This window comes from Geomonas oryzae (genome assembly GCF_004117875.1).
Classification (GTDB): Bacteria; Desulfobacterota; Desulfuromonadia; order Geobacterales; family Geobacteraceae; genus Geomonas; species Geomonas oryzae.
The window spans coordinates 624955-641469 of record NZ_RAHW01000001.1 but is presented as its reverse complement, the minus strand read 5'-3'; the positions used below and the strand labels follow the sequence as shown (position 1 = coordinate 641469).

15 protein-coding genes are annotated in these 16515 nt (G+C 63.9%); 11 read left to right on the top strand and 4 right to left on the bottom strand.

The annotated features are described in order from the left end of the window. Window positions 1-136 precede the first annotated feature (136 nt). The 8 genes from extJ (at window position 137) to extS (ending at window position 7431) form a co-directional block, all read left to right on the top strand. The gene (gene extJ / locus D6Z24_RS02905) at window positions 137-457 is read left to right on the top strand and encodes a selenite/tellurite reduction operon protein ExtJ (protein ID WP_129125031.1); all 321 of its coding nucleotides are present in this window, start codon (window positions 137-139) and stop codon (window positions 455-457) included. Between the two features lie 69 nt (window positions 458-526). Then, window positions 527-1879 (top strand): multiheme c-type cytochrome (seleno)protein ExtKL, encoded by a 1353-nt coding sequence (gene extKL, locus D6Z24_RS02900; protein ID WP_281275007.1) that lies wholly within the window; start codon window positions 527-529, stop codon window positions 1877-1879. Window positions 1880-2028: 149 nt separating this feature from the next. Continuing rightward, entirely contained in the window at window positions 2029-3921 is a 1893-nt protein-coding gene (gene extM / locus D6Z24_RS02890; RefSeq protein ID WP_246014545.1) for a selenite/tellurite reduction operon c-type cytochrome ExtM, read from the top strand. Next, on the top strand, window positions 3875-5134 hold the full coding sequence (extO, locus tag D6Z24_RS02885; RefSeq protein WP_129125413.1) for a selenite/tellurite reduction operon b-type cytochrome iron-sulfur cluster-binding subunit ExtO: 1260 nt from the start codon (window positions 3875-3877) through the stop codon (window positions 5132-5134). Before extM ends, extO begins: the two co-directional genes overlap by 47 nt. Beyond that, window positions 5089-5481, top strand: a complete 393-nt coding sequence (locus D6Z24_RS02880) for a QcrA and Rieske domain-containing protein (RefSeq protein ID WP_129125029.1) — start codon at window positions 5089-5091, stop codon at window positions 5479-5481. The genes extO and D6Z24_RS02880 overlap by 46 nt, the downstream gene beginning before the upstream one ends. Before the next feature lie 134 nt (window positions 5482-5615). Next, window positions 5616-6236: a cytochrome b N-terminal domain-containing protein gene (locus D6Z24_RS02875; protein ID WP_129125028.1), complete on the top strand. Its 621-nt coding sequence runs from the start codon at window positions 5616-5618 to the stop codon at window positions 6234-6236. Beyond that, on the top strand, window positions 6233-6649 hold the full coding sequence (extQ, locus tag D6Z24_RS02870; protein WP_129125027.1) for a selenite/tellurite reduction operon b-type cytochrome membrane protein ExtQ: 417 nt from the start codon (window positions 6233-6235) through the stop codon (window positions 6647-6649). Before D6Z24_RS02875 ends, extQ begins: the two co-directional genes overlap by 4 nt. Beyond that, window positions 6625-7431, top strand: a complete 807-nt coding sequence (gene extS / locus D6Z24_RS02865) for a selenite/tellurite reduction operon c-type cytochrome lipoprotein ExtS (protein ID WP_129125026.1) — start codon at window positions 6625-6627, stop codon at window positions 7429-7431. The genes extQ and extS overlap by 25 nt, the downstream gene beginning before the upstream one ends. A 300-nt stretch (window positions 7432-7731) precedes the next feature. Here extS and D6Z24_RS02860 read toward each other — a convergent pair whose 3' ends face one another. Next, window positions 7732-8850, bottom strand: coding sequence for a methyl-accepting chemotaxis protein (locus D6Z24_RS02860; RefSeq protein WP_129125025.1), 1119 nt, complete (start codon window positions 8848-8850; stop codon window positions 7732-7734). Window positions 8851-9285: 435 nt separating this feature from the next. Between D6Z24_RS02860 and D6Z24_RS02855 the strand changes: the two genes are divergently transcribed. The 3 genes from D6Z24_RS02855 to D6Z24_RS02845 are packed head-to-tail and all read left to right on the top strand — an operon-like array spanning window position 9286 to window position 13504. Then, window positions 9286-9954 carry a cobalamin B12-binding domain-containing protein gene (locus D6Z24_RS02855; RefSeq protein ID WP_129125024.1) on the top strand — a complete coding sequence of 223 codons (669 nt, stop codon included), beginning with the start codon at window positions 9286-9288 and terminating at the stop codon, window positions 9952-9954. 5 nt (window positions 9955-9959) lie between these two features. Next, window positions 9960-10985: a uroporphyrinogen decarboxylase family protein gene (locus D6Z24_RS02850; protein WP_129125412.1), complete on the top strand. Its 1026-nt coding sequence runs from the start codon at window positions 9960-9962 to the stop codon at window positions 10983-10985. A 2-nt stretch (window positions 10986-10987) separates the two neighbouring features. Then, entirely contained in the window at window positions 10988-13504 is a 2517-nt protein-coding gene (locus D6Z24_RS02845; protein ID WP_129125023.1) for an ATP-binding protein, read from the top strand. On the opposite strand, the gene D6Z24_RS02840 is transcribed toward D6Z24_RS02845, so the two are convergent. From D6Z24_RS02840 to tpx, 3 genes are all read right to left on the bottom strand, one after another. Beyond that, window positions 13501-14715: a glutaredoxin family protein gene (locus D6Z24_RS02840; protein ID WP_246014544.1), complete on the bottom strand. Its 1215-nt coding sequence runs from the start codon at window positions 14713-14715 to the stop codon at window positions 13501-13503. The two genes, D6Z24_RS02845 and D6Z24_RS02840, sit on opposite strands and share 4 nt — an antisense overlap. Window positions 14716-14893: 178 nt before the next feature. Next, window positions 14894-15883: an AI-2E family transporter gene (locus D6Z24_RS02835; protein ID WP_246014543.1), complete on the bottom strand. Its 990-nt coding sequence runs from the start codon at window positions 15881-15883 to the stop codon at window positions 14894-14896. A gap of 121 nt (window positions 15884-16004) precedes the next feature. Continuing rightward, a complete protein-coding gene (gene tpx / locus D6Z24_RS02830) occupies window positions 16005-16508 on the bottom strand; it encodes a thiol peroxidase (protein WP_129125021.1) in 504 nt (167 codons plus the stop codon). Window positions 16509-16515: the final 7 nt, after the last annotated feature.

Genomic DNA, 16515 nt, shown 5'->3' with positions numbered 1-16515 from the left:
GGGGAGGGACAGGGAGGGGCTTGCGAGTTTCCCCCCCTCCCAACCTCCCCCCTCCGGGGGGAGGCTTTTCGACGGCCTGACAAGACGCAGCCTGGCTGCATAAGCAGCAAAGCCGGCATGACAAAGGAGGATGAAGATGTTTCGTAAAGCTATGAAGATCGCGGCTGCCGCCGTGATGACGATCGCCCTCGCGGCGACGGCCTTCGCGGCCGGTCCCGCCAAAGGGAAGGTAACCAAGGTGGAAGGGGAGCAGGTGACGGTGACCCTGGAAGCCGCGGCACCCGCCTTCGTGAAAAAGGGGGGCATGGTGTCCGCCCTTGGCGGCAGCCCCAAGGTTGTCGCCGTGCAGGGGAACGAAGTGACCCTGAAGTTCGGCAAGGCCAAGGCGGAGAAGATCAAGGTCGACTCCCCCATCTCCCTCACCGAGTGCGAAGGGGATGAACTGCAGGGCTGCTGATTTGCAAAGGGCGTCCCGCCTGCGCGGGGCGCCCGCCTGTATCGTCAACCGTAACGAGAAGAGGAACCCATGAAAAAACTGACAGTGCAAGGAAGCCTGGCGGCTGCCCTGCTCCTCGGGGTGCTGGCGGTGCCGGCGTTCGCGGGGAAGGCGGGTATCGGCTGGCAGGACACCATTGTTGCCAAATCGGGCAAGGCTAAGACCATGGCCGAGCTGGCCAAGATGTACGACTCGAGCTCCTGCGTTGAGTGCCACCAGGAGCAGCATGACCAGGCTCAGAAATCAATTCACTCGCGCTCCGTCTTCGGTACCGGGCGCACGGCGATGACCATAATGACCACTATCGAGAACGGCCTGATGGAGGAGCCCTATTCCGGGGTGAAAAGCAGGAAGGACGTCAAGGTCGAGCACCTGATGGGGTGCGCGAAGTGCCACCTCCCGCAGCTTGCCGACGCCGAGGACTCGGTGGCGCAGGAACTGGTCGATACCCTCTACGGCTGGAAGGACGCCCTCAAGAAGAAGGACAAGGAGACCGCCAAGAAGATGGAGGAAAAGCTGAAAAGCGTCTCCATCAACTGTCTTATCTGCCACAACCGTAACGCCATCACCCATAAATGGCAGGACGGCTATCCCAAGGCCGGTGTGGTGTACGGCTCCAAGGAAGGGGCGCACGACTCGCAGAAGTTCCCCAAGATGGCCGTTTCGCCGATCATGAAGGAGGCGATCCAGTGCGGGCAGTGCCACGGTCTCGGGCCGAACCTCGAACTCGACGAGCCGACCCAGTGCTGCACCTCGTACGGCAGCTACCTCTGGGCCTACAAGGCCGAGGTAGGGCAGGAAAACTGCCAGGACTGCCACATGAAGAACTCCAAGCTCGGGCATAACATCCAGTCCTATCGTGACGCGGCCATGACCGAGAAGGCGGTCGAGTTCAAGGCCGAGGCGTTCGGCTACTACTGGCGCGACGGCGCGAAGATCAGGCCGAGGGCCGTGGTCAAGGTCGAGATGGTGAACAAGGCCGGCCATTCCATACCCGACGGCTGACCGACCCCCAACCGACTGGTTCTGTCGGTAATCGGAAAGACGAAAGACGGCAAGGAAGTGTTCAATCAGGAAAAGATCTACATGCCGGTCCCGCAGCAGTTGGCCCGCGGCGACAGGATGGGGCGCGGCCCCTACGAGAAGAGCGGTCTCATCGAGGACACCGGCCTGCCGCCGGGCAAGCTCGTGAAGGAGCGTTTCGAAATCTTCTATCCGCTCGAAGAGGTTGAAGTGAACGGCAAGACGGTCGAGAAGCCTTCGGCCTACGACCTCGATATCGAAGTGAAACTTACCTACCTCCCGTTCGGCACCCCGAACAGCGATCCCTTCGTCTGGAAGGAGTTCACCAAGAGGGTGAGCATCAGCCAGAGCGGCAAATAGGGCAGGGGGTTAAAAAAGATCCTGGTTGTGATTGCCGGCATCCCCGCGATGCCGGCTTTTTTTTATCCTTGGCCTCATGAAAGGTTTTGGAGAACCGGGCCTAGTTGACTATAATGCGCGGGACTCCAGGGAAAGAAACAGCGGGCGACATGAAGGTGACAGAGAGCGGAAAATATCGGACTCCCCCCTCCGGGGGGAGGTCGGGAGGGGGGAGGTTCGGCAAACTGCTCCTTGCGTTCCTCGTTCTTACCGCCGCCGGCTGCGCCGGAAAGGGGACGCAACGGGAGAACTGCCTCTCCTGCCACGCGAAGATCGAGCATGTCTCTGCCGCGCACCCCGATTGCGTCCCGTGTCACGGCGGCGACCCGCTCGCCCGGGAGAAGGAGGCGGCGCACCGCGGCATGCACGGGCGGAGCAACCCCTCAGCACCCGAGCACTGGGACGGGACCTGCGGCTCCTGCCACCTCTACCAGCTCGACCGGGTCAAGTCGAACCTCATGTACACCACGACCGGGATGATCCGGAACATAAACCTCACCTGGGAAGGACCGGACGGGGAACTCTTCAGCAGCCGCGGCGGCGAGGTCTACGACCCGGAAGGAAAGGCGCAGCGCTTGAAGCCGGTCGCCGAGCTTAACCACGTATCGGGCGAGCTCTACCGGAAGTTCTGCTCCCAGTGCCACGTGGCACGCGAGAGCGGCGACGTCTACGGTGCAAGCCACGCCTCGGGATGCGCCGCCTGCCACTTCCCGTACAACGAGCGGGCGCAGTACGAAGGGAAGGACGCCACGGTGCGGGGTAGGGGACCTTACGCGGCGAGCCACGCCATGGAGCGGCTGCCCGGCAACGAGGTCTGCTCGCGCTGCCACAACCGAAGCGGTCGCATCGCCTATTCCTACCAGGGGCTGAACGACGGCAACAATTCGCTCGTGCCTACCAGGGGAGGGCGCCCCGGCCCGGTCATGGCGAGCGGCAACAGGAACCTGACCCACATCGCACAGGACGTGCATTTTACGGCGGGGATGGACTGCATCGACTGCCACACCTCGCGCGATCTGATGGGGGACGGCTACTCCTACCGCAACATGTACCTGCAGACCGAGATCGCCTGCGAGGACTGCCACGGCGGGGCGAAACCGCCGCGTTACAGGGAGATCGTCTCCGAGCACGACGAGGCGCTGCGCGAGTCCGCCGGGTACCGGATGCCGATGCGCCCCGGGATGAAGATGATCGTCACCGCGAAGGGGAGGAGCTACTCGAACGTCTTCTACCGCGACGGTGCGGTATGGGTGCTGGGCAAGCGCAGCGGCAAGCTGTTCAAAAGCCGGGTCGTCACCGGAACGCCGGAGCATACCGTCGTAGGGCACGGGCGGCTTGAGTGCTACTCGTGCCACTCCCGCACCGTGGTCCAGTGCTACGGCTGCCACACGACCTACGACAGGTCCGGCACCGCCATGGACTTCGTGAAGGGGGTTGAAACCCAGGGGCGCTTCAGCGAGAAGGAGGACTACCGGATGCTTTACCCCTTCCCGCTCGCCCTGAACCAGCGCGGCAAGATCTCGACGGTGACGCCGGGGTGCCAGACCTTCGTCTCTGTGGTGGAGCCGGACGGCAGCGTCTCGAAAAACGAGTACGTGGCGCGCTTCAAGGGGAAGCAGCAGCTCCGCTTCGCCCCCTTTTACTCCCACAACACCGGCAAGAAAGCGATACGGTGCGGCGAGTGCCACGGCAACCCCGCCTTCCTCGGTTTCGGCCAGCACGTCGTCTCCGGCCGCAGCATCGAGGGGACCATGATCTGCGAGCAGTCGGCGGACAAGCCGCTGGACGGCTTTCTCACCCTGCAGGACGGCAAGGTGCGCGCCTACTCGGCGATCACCCGTGAGCGCTCCCGCCCCTTGAACGGCGTCGAGGTGCGGCGCGCCCTGGCGGTGAACCTCTGCCTCGTCTGTCACGACAAGGCGGCCGATCCCATCTATAAAAAGGAGCTGGACCATGGTGCGCTTCATGATGCGCTGCATCGTCGCCTTCTCTCTGCTCCTTAGCGCGCTCCCCGCGCTCGCTGCCGAGAACTGCACCGTCTGCCACAAGAAGACGGTGAAGGGGGCGCACCGCGGTCTTCCCTGCCTATCCTGTCATCTGGACGAGGCTAAGACCCTTGCCGACCCCGCCTCCCGCGAGAGCGGTGCCGCCGGCTGCGTCGGCTGCCACAAGGGATACGCGGCGCTCTTCGGCAAGGCCATGGGGAGCCGCAAGGGGGAGCGCGACTTCGTCGCCCGGAGCTGGGGCAAAGCCGACCCCGACTTCTTCGCCAAGAACTGCAACGCCTGCCACCTGAAAGGGTGTACCGACTGCCACGGCGCCAAGGGGCACGAGATCGCGAAACCGAAGGACCGCGACTGCTTTACCTGCCACAAAGGGTACTTCGTCGGGACCGACTACTACGGCATGGCGCCGCGCGAGGACAGCATGCGCTACCAGCGCGGCGAGGTGGCCTACGGCGAGGCGTACCTGAAGATGACCCCGGACGTGCACGCCGAGGCGGGGCTTGCCTGCGCCGCCTGTCACACCATGGCGAGCCTCGCCGCGGGTAAAAAGAGCGCCAAGGGATGCCGGGAGTGCCACGAGCCGAAGCGAAACATCCCGGAGCACCGCATCGCGGCCCACCTGGAGAAGATGGAGTGTTACGCCTGCCACTCCGCCTGGTCGCCCCAGGAGTACGGCACCTTTTACCTGCGCTTCGACAGCGACAGCCCGTCGAAAGAGCGGTACCGGGTGCGCCGGGACCAGGCCGCCGAGGAGTACGTGAAGAGCACCTACCTGAGAAGGCAGGACGCGCCGCCGCTCGGTCTGAACCGGCAGGGGAGGGTGAGCCCGATCCGGCCGCAGTTCATCGCGTACTTCACCGATATCCGACACGACCGGGCCATCTGGGATGAAAACCGCCTCCTCGCGGCGCAGTGGAAGGCGTTCTTCCCGCACACCGTGCGGCGCGGGAGCGTCATGTGCGAGGGGTGCCACGACAACCCGCGCCGTTTCGTGCTCGAGCGCGAGGAGGAGCGGATCTACCGTCCGGCCGCCGAGGGGATGACCCTTCCCTCCTTCTGGGATGCGACGGGACAAGAGGTGGCAAACGGCGCTTTCTACCCGCAGGCGCGCTACCGGGAGATGAGCAGGAAGACGACCGCGTACCAAAGGGGATACCTGGAGAAATGGCAGAGCCTCGTCAATCACGTCGAAACTTCCTCGGCGCCCTGATCGCGCTCGCCGTCGGGGGATGGGGCCTTTCCAGGTTCCTCACGCCGCGGGTAAAGCGCAAGCAGACCATCCTCACCGTGACGCGGGAAGAGCTGCCGCAGGACGGAGCGCTCGTTTTCCGCGAGGCACGTATCGCTCTGATGCGCGACGGCGGGAGGGTCTACGCCCTGGACCTCGTCTGCACCCATCTCGGGTGCACGGTGAACGTGACTCCCACCGGACTCGTCTGTCCCTGCCACGGCTCGGCCTTCGACCGGGAGGGGAGGGTGCTGAAAGGCCCCGCCGATCGGGCGCTCAAACGCTACGAGGTGACGCAAGTGGGAGACAGCTACCACGTAAAGGTGTAGAGGCGAACAGTCTCCAAACAATGAGGCCCTTACGTTCCCCCCTTTGCGAAGGGGGGGCAGGGGGGATTTAGCCGAGGTAGCCACGGCATCCAAGTGAGCAGCGGAGTAAAATCACGGAATTGGAGCAGCTACACGTGATCAAGGATTTCATCAAACATCTATTCCCGCGTGCGGTGCTCGAGAGGAACCTGACCCTTTCCTACACCTTTTGCCTGGGAGGGCTCGCCTTCACCTGCCTCGTCCTACTGGTCGCCTCGGGAGGGCTTCTTCTGTTCTATTACCAGCCGACGCCCCCCGCGGCCTACCCGTCCATTCTCCTTTTGGAGTCGTCCGTGTGGGGGGGGCGCTACCTCAGGAGCCTGCACCGCCTTGCGAGCCACACCTTTTTGGTGCTCATCATGCTGCACACGCTGCGCGTCGTGTTGACCGGTGCCTACGAAAAGCCGCGCCAGATGAACTGGGTGATCGGTTGCGCGCTCTTTTTCCTGGCGGTGTTCGAGGGGTACACCGGGTACCTCCTCCCGATGGACCAACTAGCCCTCTGGGCCACGCAGACCGGCATGGAGCTTTTGCACATCATGCCGCTTGGGGGCGCGCTCCGCTCGGTGCTCGTGCCCGACGGGGTGGGTGAGGCCATGTCGCTTTTGCGCTTTTACGTGCTGCACATCCTCATGATCCCGGGCGCGCTCTTCCTTTTGAGTGCCCTGCACTTCTACCGGATCAGGAAAAACAAGGGGGTGCTCCCCTACCTATGAAACGAGGCTACCTAAAGTCATCACCGCATTTTTTCAGGCCGGTCAAGGCAGCCTTCGCGCTCACCGTCCTGCTGCTCCTGGCGCTCGCCTTTCTGGTACCGGCTCCCCTCCAGGAGCAGGCGAACCTCGCCCGGGTTCCGAATCCGGTGAAGTCCGCATGGTTTCTCCTCTGGATTCAGGAACTGGTCAGCTACTCGAAATACCTGATCTACCTCGTCGTGCTCCTCGCCGCCTCCTTCGTTGCCCTTCCCTGGCTCGTCCCCGGTGCCCCGACCGAGGGAGCCTCCTGGTTTGCGAGAAAGCGGCGCGCCCTCGATCTCCTCGCCCTTACCGTCTTTGCCGCCGTTCTCGCACTTACCGCAGTCGCCATGTACTTCCGAGGTGCCAATTGGCAGTTCGTCGCCCCCTTCTGATCACGCTCGCACTGCTTCTGTGCCTGTGCGGTGCTGCCCAGGGTGCGGGGATCTCCTGTCTCAAGTGCCATCGTCCCCACTACCAGAAGCTCGGTAAATGCGTCGACTGTCACCGTGGCGACCCCCGATCCGATCGCGCGCGCATCGCGCACCACGGTCTGATTCAGGGACGCTTCGCCTGGTTTGCCGTGCCGGGGTCCGCGCCGCTGGAAAAGGGGCGCCGGCTCATGGACACCTTCGCCTGCCGTCGCTGTCATACCTCGGCGGGAGACGGGAACCGCCTGGCCGGCAACCTGGACCGGCTTCCGGAAGGGACCACGGCGCAGGAGATCTCCGAGGCGATCAGGGTGCCGGCGCTCATGATGCCGCAGTTCCAGTTCGACGAGGCGCAAAGAGCGGCGTTGGTGAGTGCGATACTCGCGGGAGCGCGCCGGGCGGGGGTAAATGGAGAAAAGAGGGGAGAGCCGCCCCAGGTGGTGCATTTCAAGCGGGAGCGGGAAGAGGAGGACATCTTCGGCAAGCGGTGCGGACCCTGCCACCGTGCCCTCACCGCGACCCATGGGGGGCTGGGGCGCGGCAGCGTGGCGCCGAACCTTTCCGGGCTTTTCACCCGTTACTACCCGAAGACGGCCCCAAATGGAGCAGCATGGGAGGAGCGGTCGCTGAAAAAGTGGCTCGAAAACCCGAGGCGGGAGCGTCCCTTCACCCCGATGCGCCCGGTCCCCCTCGAACCGGCAGACCTGGAGCGCCTCCTAACCCTTTTGCGCGACGCCCAGCGGTAGAGATAAGGCCCTTACGTTCCCCCATTCGCCAAGGCTACGTGGGGCAGGTTCCCCCTTTGCGAAGGTTCATCAGGAAATTTCGGGTATACAGGGCGACCGATCCCATTAAGAGGAGCAGTAGGCCGCACGTCCCCCCCTTTGCGAAGGGGGGAGCGCGAGGTCATGTGCGGCACTTCGTGGGGCTGAAGGCTGCTGTTTCTACCAAGGGGGCGAGTAAAAGACAAAGAACCCCCGCCGGATACCGGGTCCGGCGGGGGTTCCCCAAGCCCGTCTCAAGGAGGTTAGAGGCGGGAGTGGGTTCTAGCCGCGCACGATCTCCTCGAGGTTGCTGGCGATGGTGGTGGAGGTTGCCGCCTGCTCCTCGCTCGCCGTGGCGATCTGCGCGATAACGTGTTCGATCTCCTCTATGGAGAGCACGATGTTCGTCAGCGAGGCGTCCACCTGGTGCGAGAGCGCCTCGCTTACCTCCGCCTCGTTCTTACCCTTCTCGATCGAATCGACCGCCAGGGCGGTCTCCTTCTGTATCTCGTCGACCATGAGCCGGATCTGCTTCGTCGAGGCCACGGTGCGGTCGGCCAGACTGCGCACCTCGTCGGCCACCACCGCGAAGCCGCGCCCCTGTTCGCCGGCGCGTGCCGCCTCGATGGCTGCATTCAACGCAAGGAGGTTCGTCTGGTCCGCGATGTCGTTGATCACCGCGACGAACTCGCCGATGCGCGCCGACTTGTCCCCCAGGTTTCCCACGATCCCCGCCGAACTCCGTACGATCTCAGCCACCTTGCGCATCTCGGTGACGGCACGATTCACCACGTCCTGCCCCTCCCGTGCGTTAGTCAGCACTTTGGTGGCCGAATCGGCGGCGTCGACCGTGCTGCGCGCCACCTCGTTCACCGTCATGCTCATCTCTTCCATGGCGGTGGCGATCTGGGTAACCCGGTTTTCCAGGTACTCCTTGCGCTCTATGGAATCGCGCTGGTGCTGCTCCACCGCCTTCTCCGCGGTGATGTCGTTCCAGCACGCCATGAAACAGAGCACCTTCGAGGGGTCCTTGCTGTCCCAGATGGGATAGGTAGTGGTGCGCAGCGTCACATCCCCGATGGGGATCTCCGCCTTGTGCGGCATCTTGGCGCGGGCGTTGGCGAAGATGTTGCGGATGCGCCCCGGGTCCTTGTGGTACTGGTGGATGCTCTTCCCTTCCGCGTTGGCCACGTCGGCCCCGCGTAACCCCGCGTTCAGAGCCGTGCGGTGCTGCTGCATGAGGGCCCGCGCCTGCCGGTTCATGTAGAAGATGTTGTTGTCGTTGGTGGTGTCGCAGAGCATGACGATGTTGTCGACGTTGTCGAGCATCTGTGTGAGCTTCGCGATTTCCGCAGCCTGATCGTCGACCTGCGTCTTGCAGGAATTGCCGAAGAGTTTCATGTAATAAGCTCCCTTCGCGCCGGAACCCGACGCCGCTTCAGTTGGCGCCCGCTCGGAATGACCAAAACCGGTGCCTGTTCTTTTCCTATCGGACATTGCACCGTGATCTTTAATGTTTTGGATAGGTTTTCCCGCACTCCCTGGGGGAATTTCCACCTATGGTTCTGCCCGTCTCGGCTTCGACGCGACCTGAAAGGGAGGCCTAGGCCCGAAGTCACTGTCTCTGAATCGTGATTCCACTCACAGGAAATGAAAAAAAGTGACAGAGCCACGATAAGCACCGGCGATTATTGGAACATTGGACGATTTTTAGATGGACTATTGGTAGAGGCGGGTGTACCTTGTTACAAAATCCTACACAGCTTTCCGTTCTTCCTACGTTTTGACAGATGTTGACTGAGTTCTTACTGCGCAACTTGCTATCCGGAGTGATACATGATTGTGTCGTACCCCACCGGCCACCTATCTGACGTATCTGCCCGTCCATCCGCCGATCTCCTTGAGCTCGCCCTGGTCAACATGGACCGGCTCGCCCTGCAGCGGATCTACTCGGCCTCCGGTCTTACCCCCCTTTTTTTCTGCGAACAGTTCATCACCCCGGCCCTTGCCGGCATCGGCGAGAAATGGGATCGCGGCGAACTCTCGCTGTCCCACGTGTACATGAGCGGGCGGCTGTGCGAGGATTTCATGGAACAATCCTTCCGCGGCGCTCCCCCGAACCGTAAAAGTGAGGACCGCGTCGCCCTCGCGGTTTTGGAGGACTACCACCTCCTCGGCAAGCGTCTCGTAGGGTTCGTGCTCAGGGGGGGCGGCGTCGATTACCTCGACTACGGCACGGTGACCGCCGCGGAACTGGTGCGGCGGGTGCAGGAGGACTCGGTCCGGGTGCTCCTCATCTCGGCGCTCATGCTCCCCTCGGCCCTCAAGGTGCGCGAGGTGCGCGACAAGCTGGACCGGGCAGGAGTCAGCTGCCGTATCATCGTCGGAGGGGCTCCTTTCCGGCTCGACCCGTCGCTTTGCGACGAGGTAGGCGCCGATTTCTGCTGCGCCGCCGCCTCTCAGGTGCTCCCGGCACTCAAACGGGTATCCGGAGGTGAGCCGTGACCAGCATGGAACGCGTCCTTACCGCCTTGTCGCACCGTGAACCGGACCGGGTCCCGCTCTTCCTGCTCCTCACCCTGCATGGCGCCAGGGAGCTCGGGCTTTCCATCGAGGAATACTTCTCCAGCTCGCAAAACGTGGTGCGCGGGCAGCTCGCCATGCTCCGGCGTTACGGACACGACTGCATCTATGCCTTCTTCCATGCCTCGCTCGAGGCGGAAGCCTGGGGGGGGAGCACCATTTTCAGGGACGACGGACCACCCAACGCGGGCGCCCCTCCGCTGAAGGCGGACGCCATCGAGTCGCTCGCCCCGCCGCGGGTGACCGATGTCCCCGGTCTCGTCCGGGTCCTCGAGGCGCAGCGCGGATTGAGGCAGGCGGTGGGGGATTCCGTACCGATCATCGGGGTCGTCATGTCGCCGTTCTCCCTCCCGGTCATGCAACTTGGTTTCGACGCGTACCTGGACCTCATGTTCGACCGCCCCGACCTCATGCAACGTCTCATGGAGGTGAACGCCGCCTTTTGCGCCGCATGGGGCAACGAACAGCTCGCCGCCGGGGCCCACGCCATCTGTTATTTCGATCCGCTCGCCTCTCCGAAGATGATAGACCCCTCCCTTTATCGTCGCTTCGGCTGGCCTGCAGCGCGCAGGGCTCTCAATGCCATCAAGGGCCCCACCGCCACCCACCTCGCCTCCGGACCGTGTCTCGGTGTGGTAGAGGACCTGGCGGGTAGCGGCACCGTGATGGTAGGCGTCGGCGGGGAGGAGGATCTCGCCGCGGTCAAGAAACGCTGCTGCGGCAGGCTGACCGTTTTCGGGAATCTGAACGGTATCGCCATGCGCTCCTGGGACGAAGCGGCTGCGATAGCCGAGGTGAAGGGCGCCATCGACGCCGCCGCGCAAGGGGGTGGCTTCATCCTGTCCGACCAGCACGGAGAGATCCCCTGGCAGGTGCCGGAACGGACCCTGGAGCAGGTAGCACAGGCGGCGCGGGAATACGGGCGCTACCCGCTCCAAGGCGGAAGGGGGTGAGCATGGAGACGACTTTGGTCTGCTGCTGCGAAACCCTCGGACCCGAGGTGAAGGGCGCCATCGTGCAGGGGCGCCTCGCCGGGTTCGACTGCCGGACCTTCCACGGCTGCTGCGGTCGTCCCCCCCTCAACTGGGAAGACGTCCGGCGCATCTGCGACGGCCAGCCCGCCATCCTCGTCGGCGGCGAGTGCCTTGCCTCCCTCGGCTCCGTTCCGGACGACCTCCACCGGGTTTTCGTCCTGAAGAAGCCGCACTGTGCCGCACTTGTCTGCGGCGAGCGCACCTTCGACCGCCTCACCGCTGCCGGGAGTTTCGTGGTTACCTCCGGGTGGGCCGCGAACTGGCGCGGCTTCCTCGACGGGTGGGGCTTCGACCGCACCACGGCCGTCGATTTCTTCGCCGAAAGCTGCGCCGGAATAACCCTTCTCGACACCGGATGCAACCCGGAGGGGGAGGAAGCGGTCCGGGCGTTCGGTACTTTCGTGCAGCGCCCGGTAGAGGTGCTGCCGGTGCCCCCGGAGCTTCTCGCCCTGCAGTTGGAGAAGGCGCGGGGAGAACTGCAGCGGCTGGAGGCTGAGGCCGGGGGGGGCGCCCCCGCCTCCGACTACGCGCTCCTTCTCGACATGCTTTCCCGGGTCGCCAAATCGGCCGGCGAGGAGCGGGTCGTCGACGACATGCTGGCCTTCTTCTCGCTTCTCTTCGGGGCAGAGGAACTCGCCTACATCCCCGCCGCCAAGGAGAAAGCGCTCAGGCGTTACGGGGCACGCGCGACCGGGGAGGAGACCCTGCGCGCGCTGGCGCAACGCATCATCGATGCCCCCTTCCACATCGAGGAGGCCGCGCGCTGCTTCATGGTGCGCCTTTCCCACGACGACGTCGTCGGCTGGCTCTGGTTCGGCGGCTTCGCGACCCCCGAGCACACGCGCAGCTACCTGGACCTCGCCGTCACGGCGGCCGACGTGTGCGCCATGGCCATCGCCTCGGCCCGGTCGGTACACCGGGACCTGAAGGAGCGCGAGGAGAAGTACCGTCTGCTCTTCGAGAACATGGGTAACGGCTTCGCGCTCCTGCAGATGCTCCTGGGACCCGGGGAGAGGGCGGCGGACTTCCGTTTCGTGGAGGTGAACCCCGCCTTCGAGTCCTTCACCGGCAAGAAGGCGCAGGAGCTGGTGGGGCGCACCCTGCTGGACGTGTTCCCCGGGTTCGACACGGCGCAGTTGGAGAGCCTGGGGCGGCTGGTGCAGGAAGGAAAACCGATCGCGCTGGAGCGCTACACGATAGACGCCAGGTGCTGCCAGGTCTGGCTCTTCAGGGCGAAGCCGGGTTACTGCGGCCTGATCATCAACGACATCACGAAGCAGAAGCTCCTCGAGGACAAGCTCAGGGAGTCCGTCAAAATGGAGTCGGTGGGCCGGCTGGCAGGGGGGGTGGCGCACGACTACAACAACATGCTCTCGGTGATCATCGGGTACGCCGAGCTGCTCCTCATGGAATTCCAAGGCAACCGGCGCATCACGGAGTGTCTGCGCGAGATATGCAAGGCGGCGGAGCACTCCCGCGACGTCACCGCGCAACTTCTCTCCTTTTCACGACAGCAGCTGATCTCGCCCAAGACCCTCGACATAAACGATGCGGTGTCCGCGCTGGCGGCCAGGTGGTCCGCCGTGTGGGGCGCCGGGGTCCGGGTCTCCCTATCCCTGGACGAGAGCCTGTGGAAGGTGAAGATCGATCCGGCCCAGATGGAGCAGGTGCTGTCGAACATCGTGCGCAACGCCGTCGCGGCCATGCCGGACGGAGGGGATCTCACCATCGTCACCCGCAACGTAACCCTCAGCGAGGATGACTGCAGCAGCCATCTCGACGCCCTCCCGGGGGATTACGTCGAGCTTGCCATCGCCGATACCGGCCACGGCATGGACGCCGAGACCAGCCGGCATATTTTCGAACCATTTTTCACCACGCGCGAGGTGGGGAGCGGCAGCGGGTTGGGGCTCGCCACGGTCTACGGCATGGTCACCCAAAACGGCGGCTTCGTGACCGTTGCCAGCGCGCCCGAGGCGGGCACGACCTTCAGGATCTACCTCCCGAGCTTCGTGGATCGCGCGGCTGAGCACCGGGCGCTCCCGGCGGCGCACGGCTCGGGGACCGTGCTGGTGATCGAGGATGACGAGATCGTGGGGAGGATGACGGAGAAGATGCTCGAGCACATGGGGTATCGCGTGCTCATGGCGGAGAACTCGGCCCAGGCGATCGAACTCTGCCGCGACCGCGGGACCGCAATCGACCTGGTGCTCTCCGACGTGATGCTCCCCGGGGCGAGCGGCAGGGAGGCGGTGGAAAGGATCCTCGCGCTGCGTCCGGGGCTCAAGATCATCTACATGTCCGGTTACGCGGCGGAGACCCTGCTCCAAAAAGGGGTGGACAGCGCGCGGGTCAACTTCCTGCAGAAGCCTTTCGACATGGCGAGTCTCAACGCGACGATAAAATCCGTACTCTCAGAAAGCTTCGCGATAGGCTAATCCCGGTCCTCCCGGTCCTCTCCCCCCCCCGCCTCCCGGAACAGCCAGGCGGCACCCGCGGCGAGCGCCAGGGTCGCCAGCAGAAGGAACAGCGAGGTCGTCGGGTCGTTCAGAAGCGCCGGCCGCGTGAGGAGCACCCCCCCAAGCCCGAGCATCATCACCCCCGATACCAGCTTCAGCACCCTCCCTTGCCATTCGCTCAGCTTCCTCCCCCCGAGCGTCACCGTGAAGATCACGACGATCACCGCCAGAGGCACGACGTAGACGGCGCAGTACAGGGCGAGGTATCCGTAATACGCGAGCCTGCCCATCTCGTGCAGCGTGAGCGCGCGGGTGAAGACCATGGGGAACCCTGCCGTGCAGAGAAGCTCGTAGCTGTTCGCCGCCACGGCTAGCACGGTGCTTCCGGCGAGCAGGGAAGGGAGCGATTCCGCCTTCAAAAGCCGCCTCATGCGGGCGAAGAGCCTGGGCTTCTTGTCTTCGGGGATGGAAAGGGAGATCCCCTTGTGGAACAGGAAGAAGTCCTTGATGTTGACGAGGGCGATGAAGAGCGCGAGGAGTCCGGCAGCCGCGGTGATGGCCGGAAGCGAACCGACGATCAGGAAGAGGTTCAGCCATGCCGCGAGGAAAAGGAAGTAGAGGACGCCGGAGGCGCCGACGAAGACCCCGCCGATGAGGAGCATGCGGCGCCGCGACCGGGCGTGGATCAGGAGACTCAGGAGGAAGAAGAGAACGAAGAAGGCGCAGGGGTTGAAGCTGTCGAGCGCCGCGATCACCAGGGTGAAGACGGGAAGCGAGTAGCGCTGCGGGTCGAGCTCACCAAGTCCCGGGAAGGCAAGCGGCGGCTGCGGCGCTGCGGCCCGGGGTGCTTTGGACGACGCTCCCCCAGCCGGGGTGAGAGCCTCGCGGACCGCGTTTTCCAACTGCGCGCGGGTCTGCTCCGAAAAGCCGCTCAGGTAGTGCGGTCCGATGATGAAGACCGGCACCCCGGTTGCTTCCCGGCCCCTTTCCTTCGCCATGAGCATGAGGCGCGGGATGTTCTCCCTATGCTGCAGCACCTCGGTCGCCTCGACCTTGAGGTCGGGGTACTTGCGCTTCAGCTCCTCGAGGAAAGGCTTTGCCTGCGCGCAGTGCGGGCAGCCGACGCCCCAGAAGTAGTACAGCGTGGCGCCGGGAGCAGCCCAGGCGAAGCGGCAGGTAAGGGAAACCATGCATAGCAGTGCGAGGCAAAGAATCAGGCGGAGCGAAAAGAGGCGCGGTGAGTCCCGCAGGCGAGAGTGCGGCGTCCGCTCGGGGAGGGGGGAAGGAGAAACGGCAAATGATGTCGGCATGGTGGCGGCCATGCAGCACATTCTACTATGAAAGTGCGTGTTGCCCAGCGTTCATGAATCAGACGAGCCGGTAGGCCCTGAGCTCTGATTTCAGCCAGGCGTACACCACCGGGGCGGCGACCAGGCCGGCGATGCCGAAGATCGCCTCCATGACGAGCATGGCGGTTAAAAGCTCCCAGACGTTCGCCTTCACCTCGCCTCCGACGATACGGGCGTTGGTGAAGTATTCGAGCTTATGGATCAGTACCAGGAAGGCCAGGGATGCCACGCCCACCATAGGTGACAAGCCGAGGCTGATCAGTACGATGGTGAAGTTGGAGATGAGGTTTCCGACCACCGGCAAAAGCCCGGCCACGAAGGTGAGCAGGATCAGCAGGGTCACCATGGGGAGGTGGATCCCCAGGAGCGGAAGGACCACGGCAAGGTAGAGCGCGGTAAGGAAGGTGTTCAGCGCCGAGATCTTCACCTGGGCGAAGACCACCTTGTCGAAGGCGTCGGCCAGGTTCAAAAGCCGGGCGTGCAGGTGGTAGGCGAGCAGGGGAAAGCCGTCCTCGAGGTTGAAGCGGTGCAGCACGGCGAGGCTTCCCACCACCATGCCGAGGATCAGGTGCGCGAAGGTCTTCACCCCCGACATCCCCACCGAGGAGATGTTCTTGCCGTGCTCGCGCAGCATGGTGACGATCTGTTCACGCAGTTCGTCCACCGTGTCCGGCAGCGCCGCGGTCAACTCTTCCGGGAGGGTCCGCTTAAGGTTGTCGAGCGTCTCGGCCGTCATGTCCAAAAGGTTCGCCATGCCGTGATGCCCGCGCAGAAACGACCAGAGCCCGAGGCAGATCCCGGACACGAGCGCGATGACGAAGAGGATGATCCCGGCGAGGGCCACCTTCTGGGTCAGTGCGCCCCAGCTCGCCGGGAGGCGCAGCGCAAGCTTCGCCGTAAGCGCGTACACGGCGAGACCGGCGAAGACGGCGGGGAGCAGGTGGAAATGGAGCACGGTCACCACGGCGAGTGCCGCGAGCAGGTAGCTCGCCATCTGTGTTTTGGGCATGATTCTCTCTTCCATGACGACCACTTTTACTATCACCAGGTGACTTCGTCCAGAAAAAACAAAAGGCGCCGCCGGTTGAACCGGGGGCGCCTCTGGTTTGCAACGGTGCGTCAGCTCAGGATCAGGCAAGCTCGCGTGCGGCGGCGATCACCGCCGCGTAGTCCGGCTCTTGGGTCACCTCGGGGACATGTTGAATGTAGCGGATGACGTTCTTTTTATCGATGACGAAGATGGAGCGGGAGAGAAGCTTCAGCTCCTCGATAAGTACGCCGTAGGCAAGGCCGAAAGAGCGGTCACGGTAGTCGGAGAGCGTGACGACCTTGTCGATACCGGCGGCACCGCACCACCTCTTCTGCGCGAACGGGAGATCGGCGCTGATGGTGAGAACCACCACGTCCCCCGGAAGCGACGCGGCTTCCTGGTTGAAGCGCCTCGTTTCCGTGTCACAGACCGGCGTATCCAGCGACGGTACCGCGCTGATGATCTTCACTTTTCCCTCATAGCTCGCCAGCGTTGTCTGGCTGAGAGCGTTGTCGACCACGGCGAAATTGGGAGCAGCGTCTCCCACCTTAAGTTCCGGTCCGACCAATGTCACCGGGTTTCCCTTGAATGTAACCTTAGGCATAGTTCCT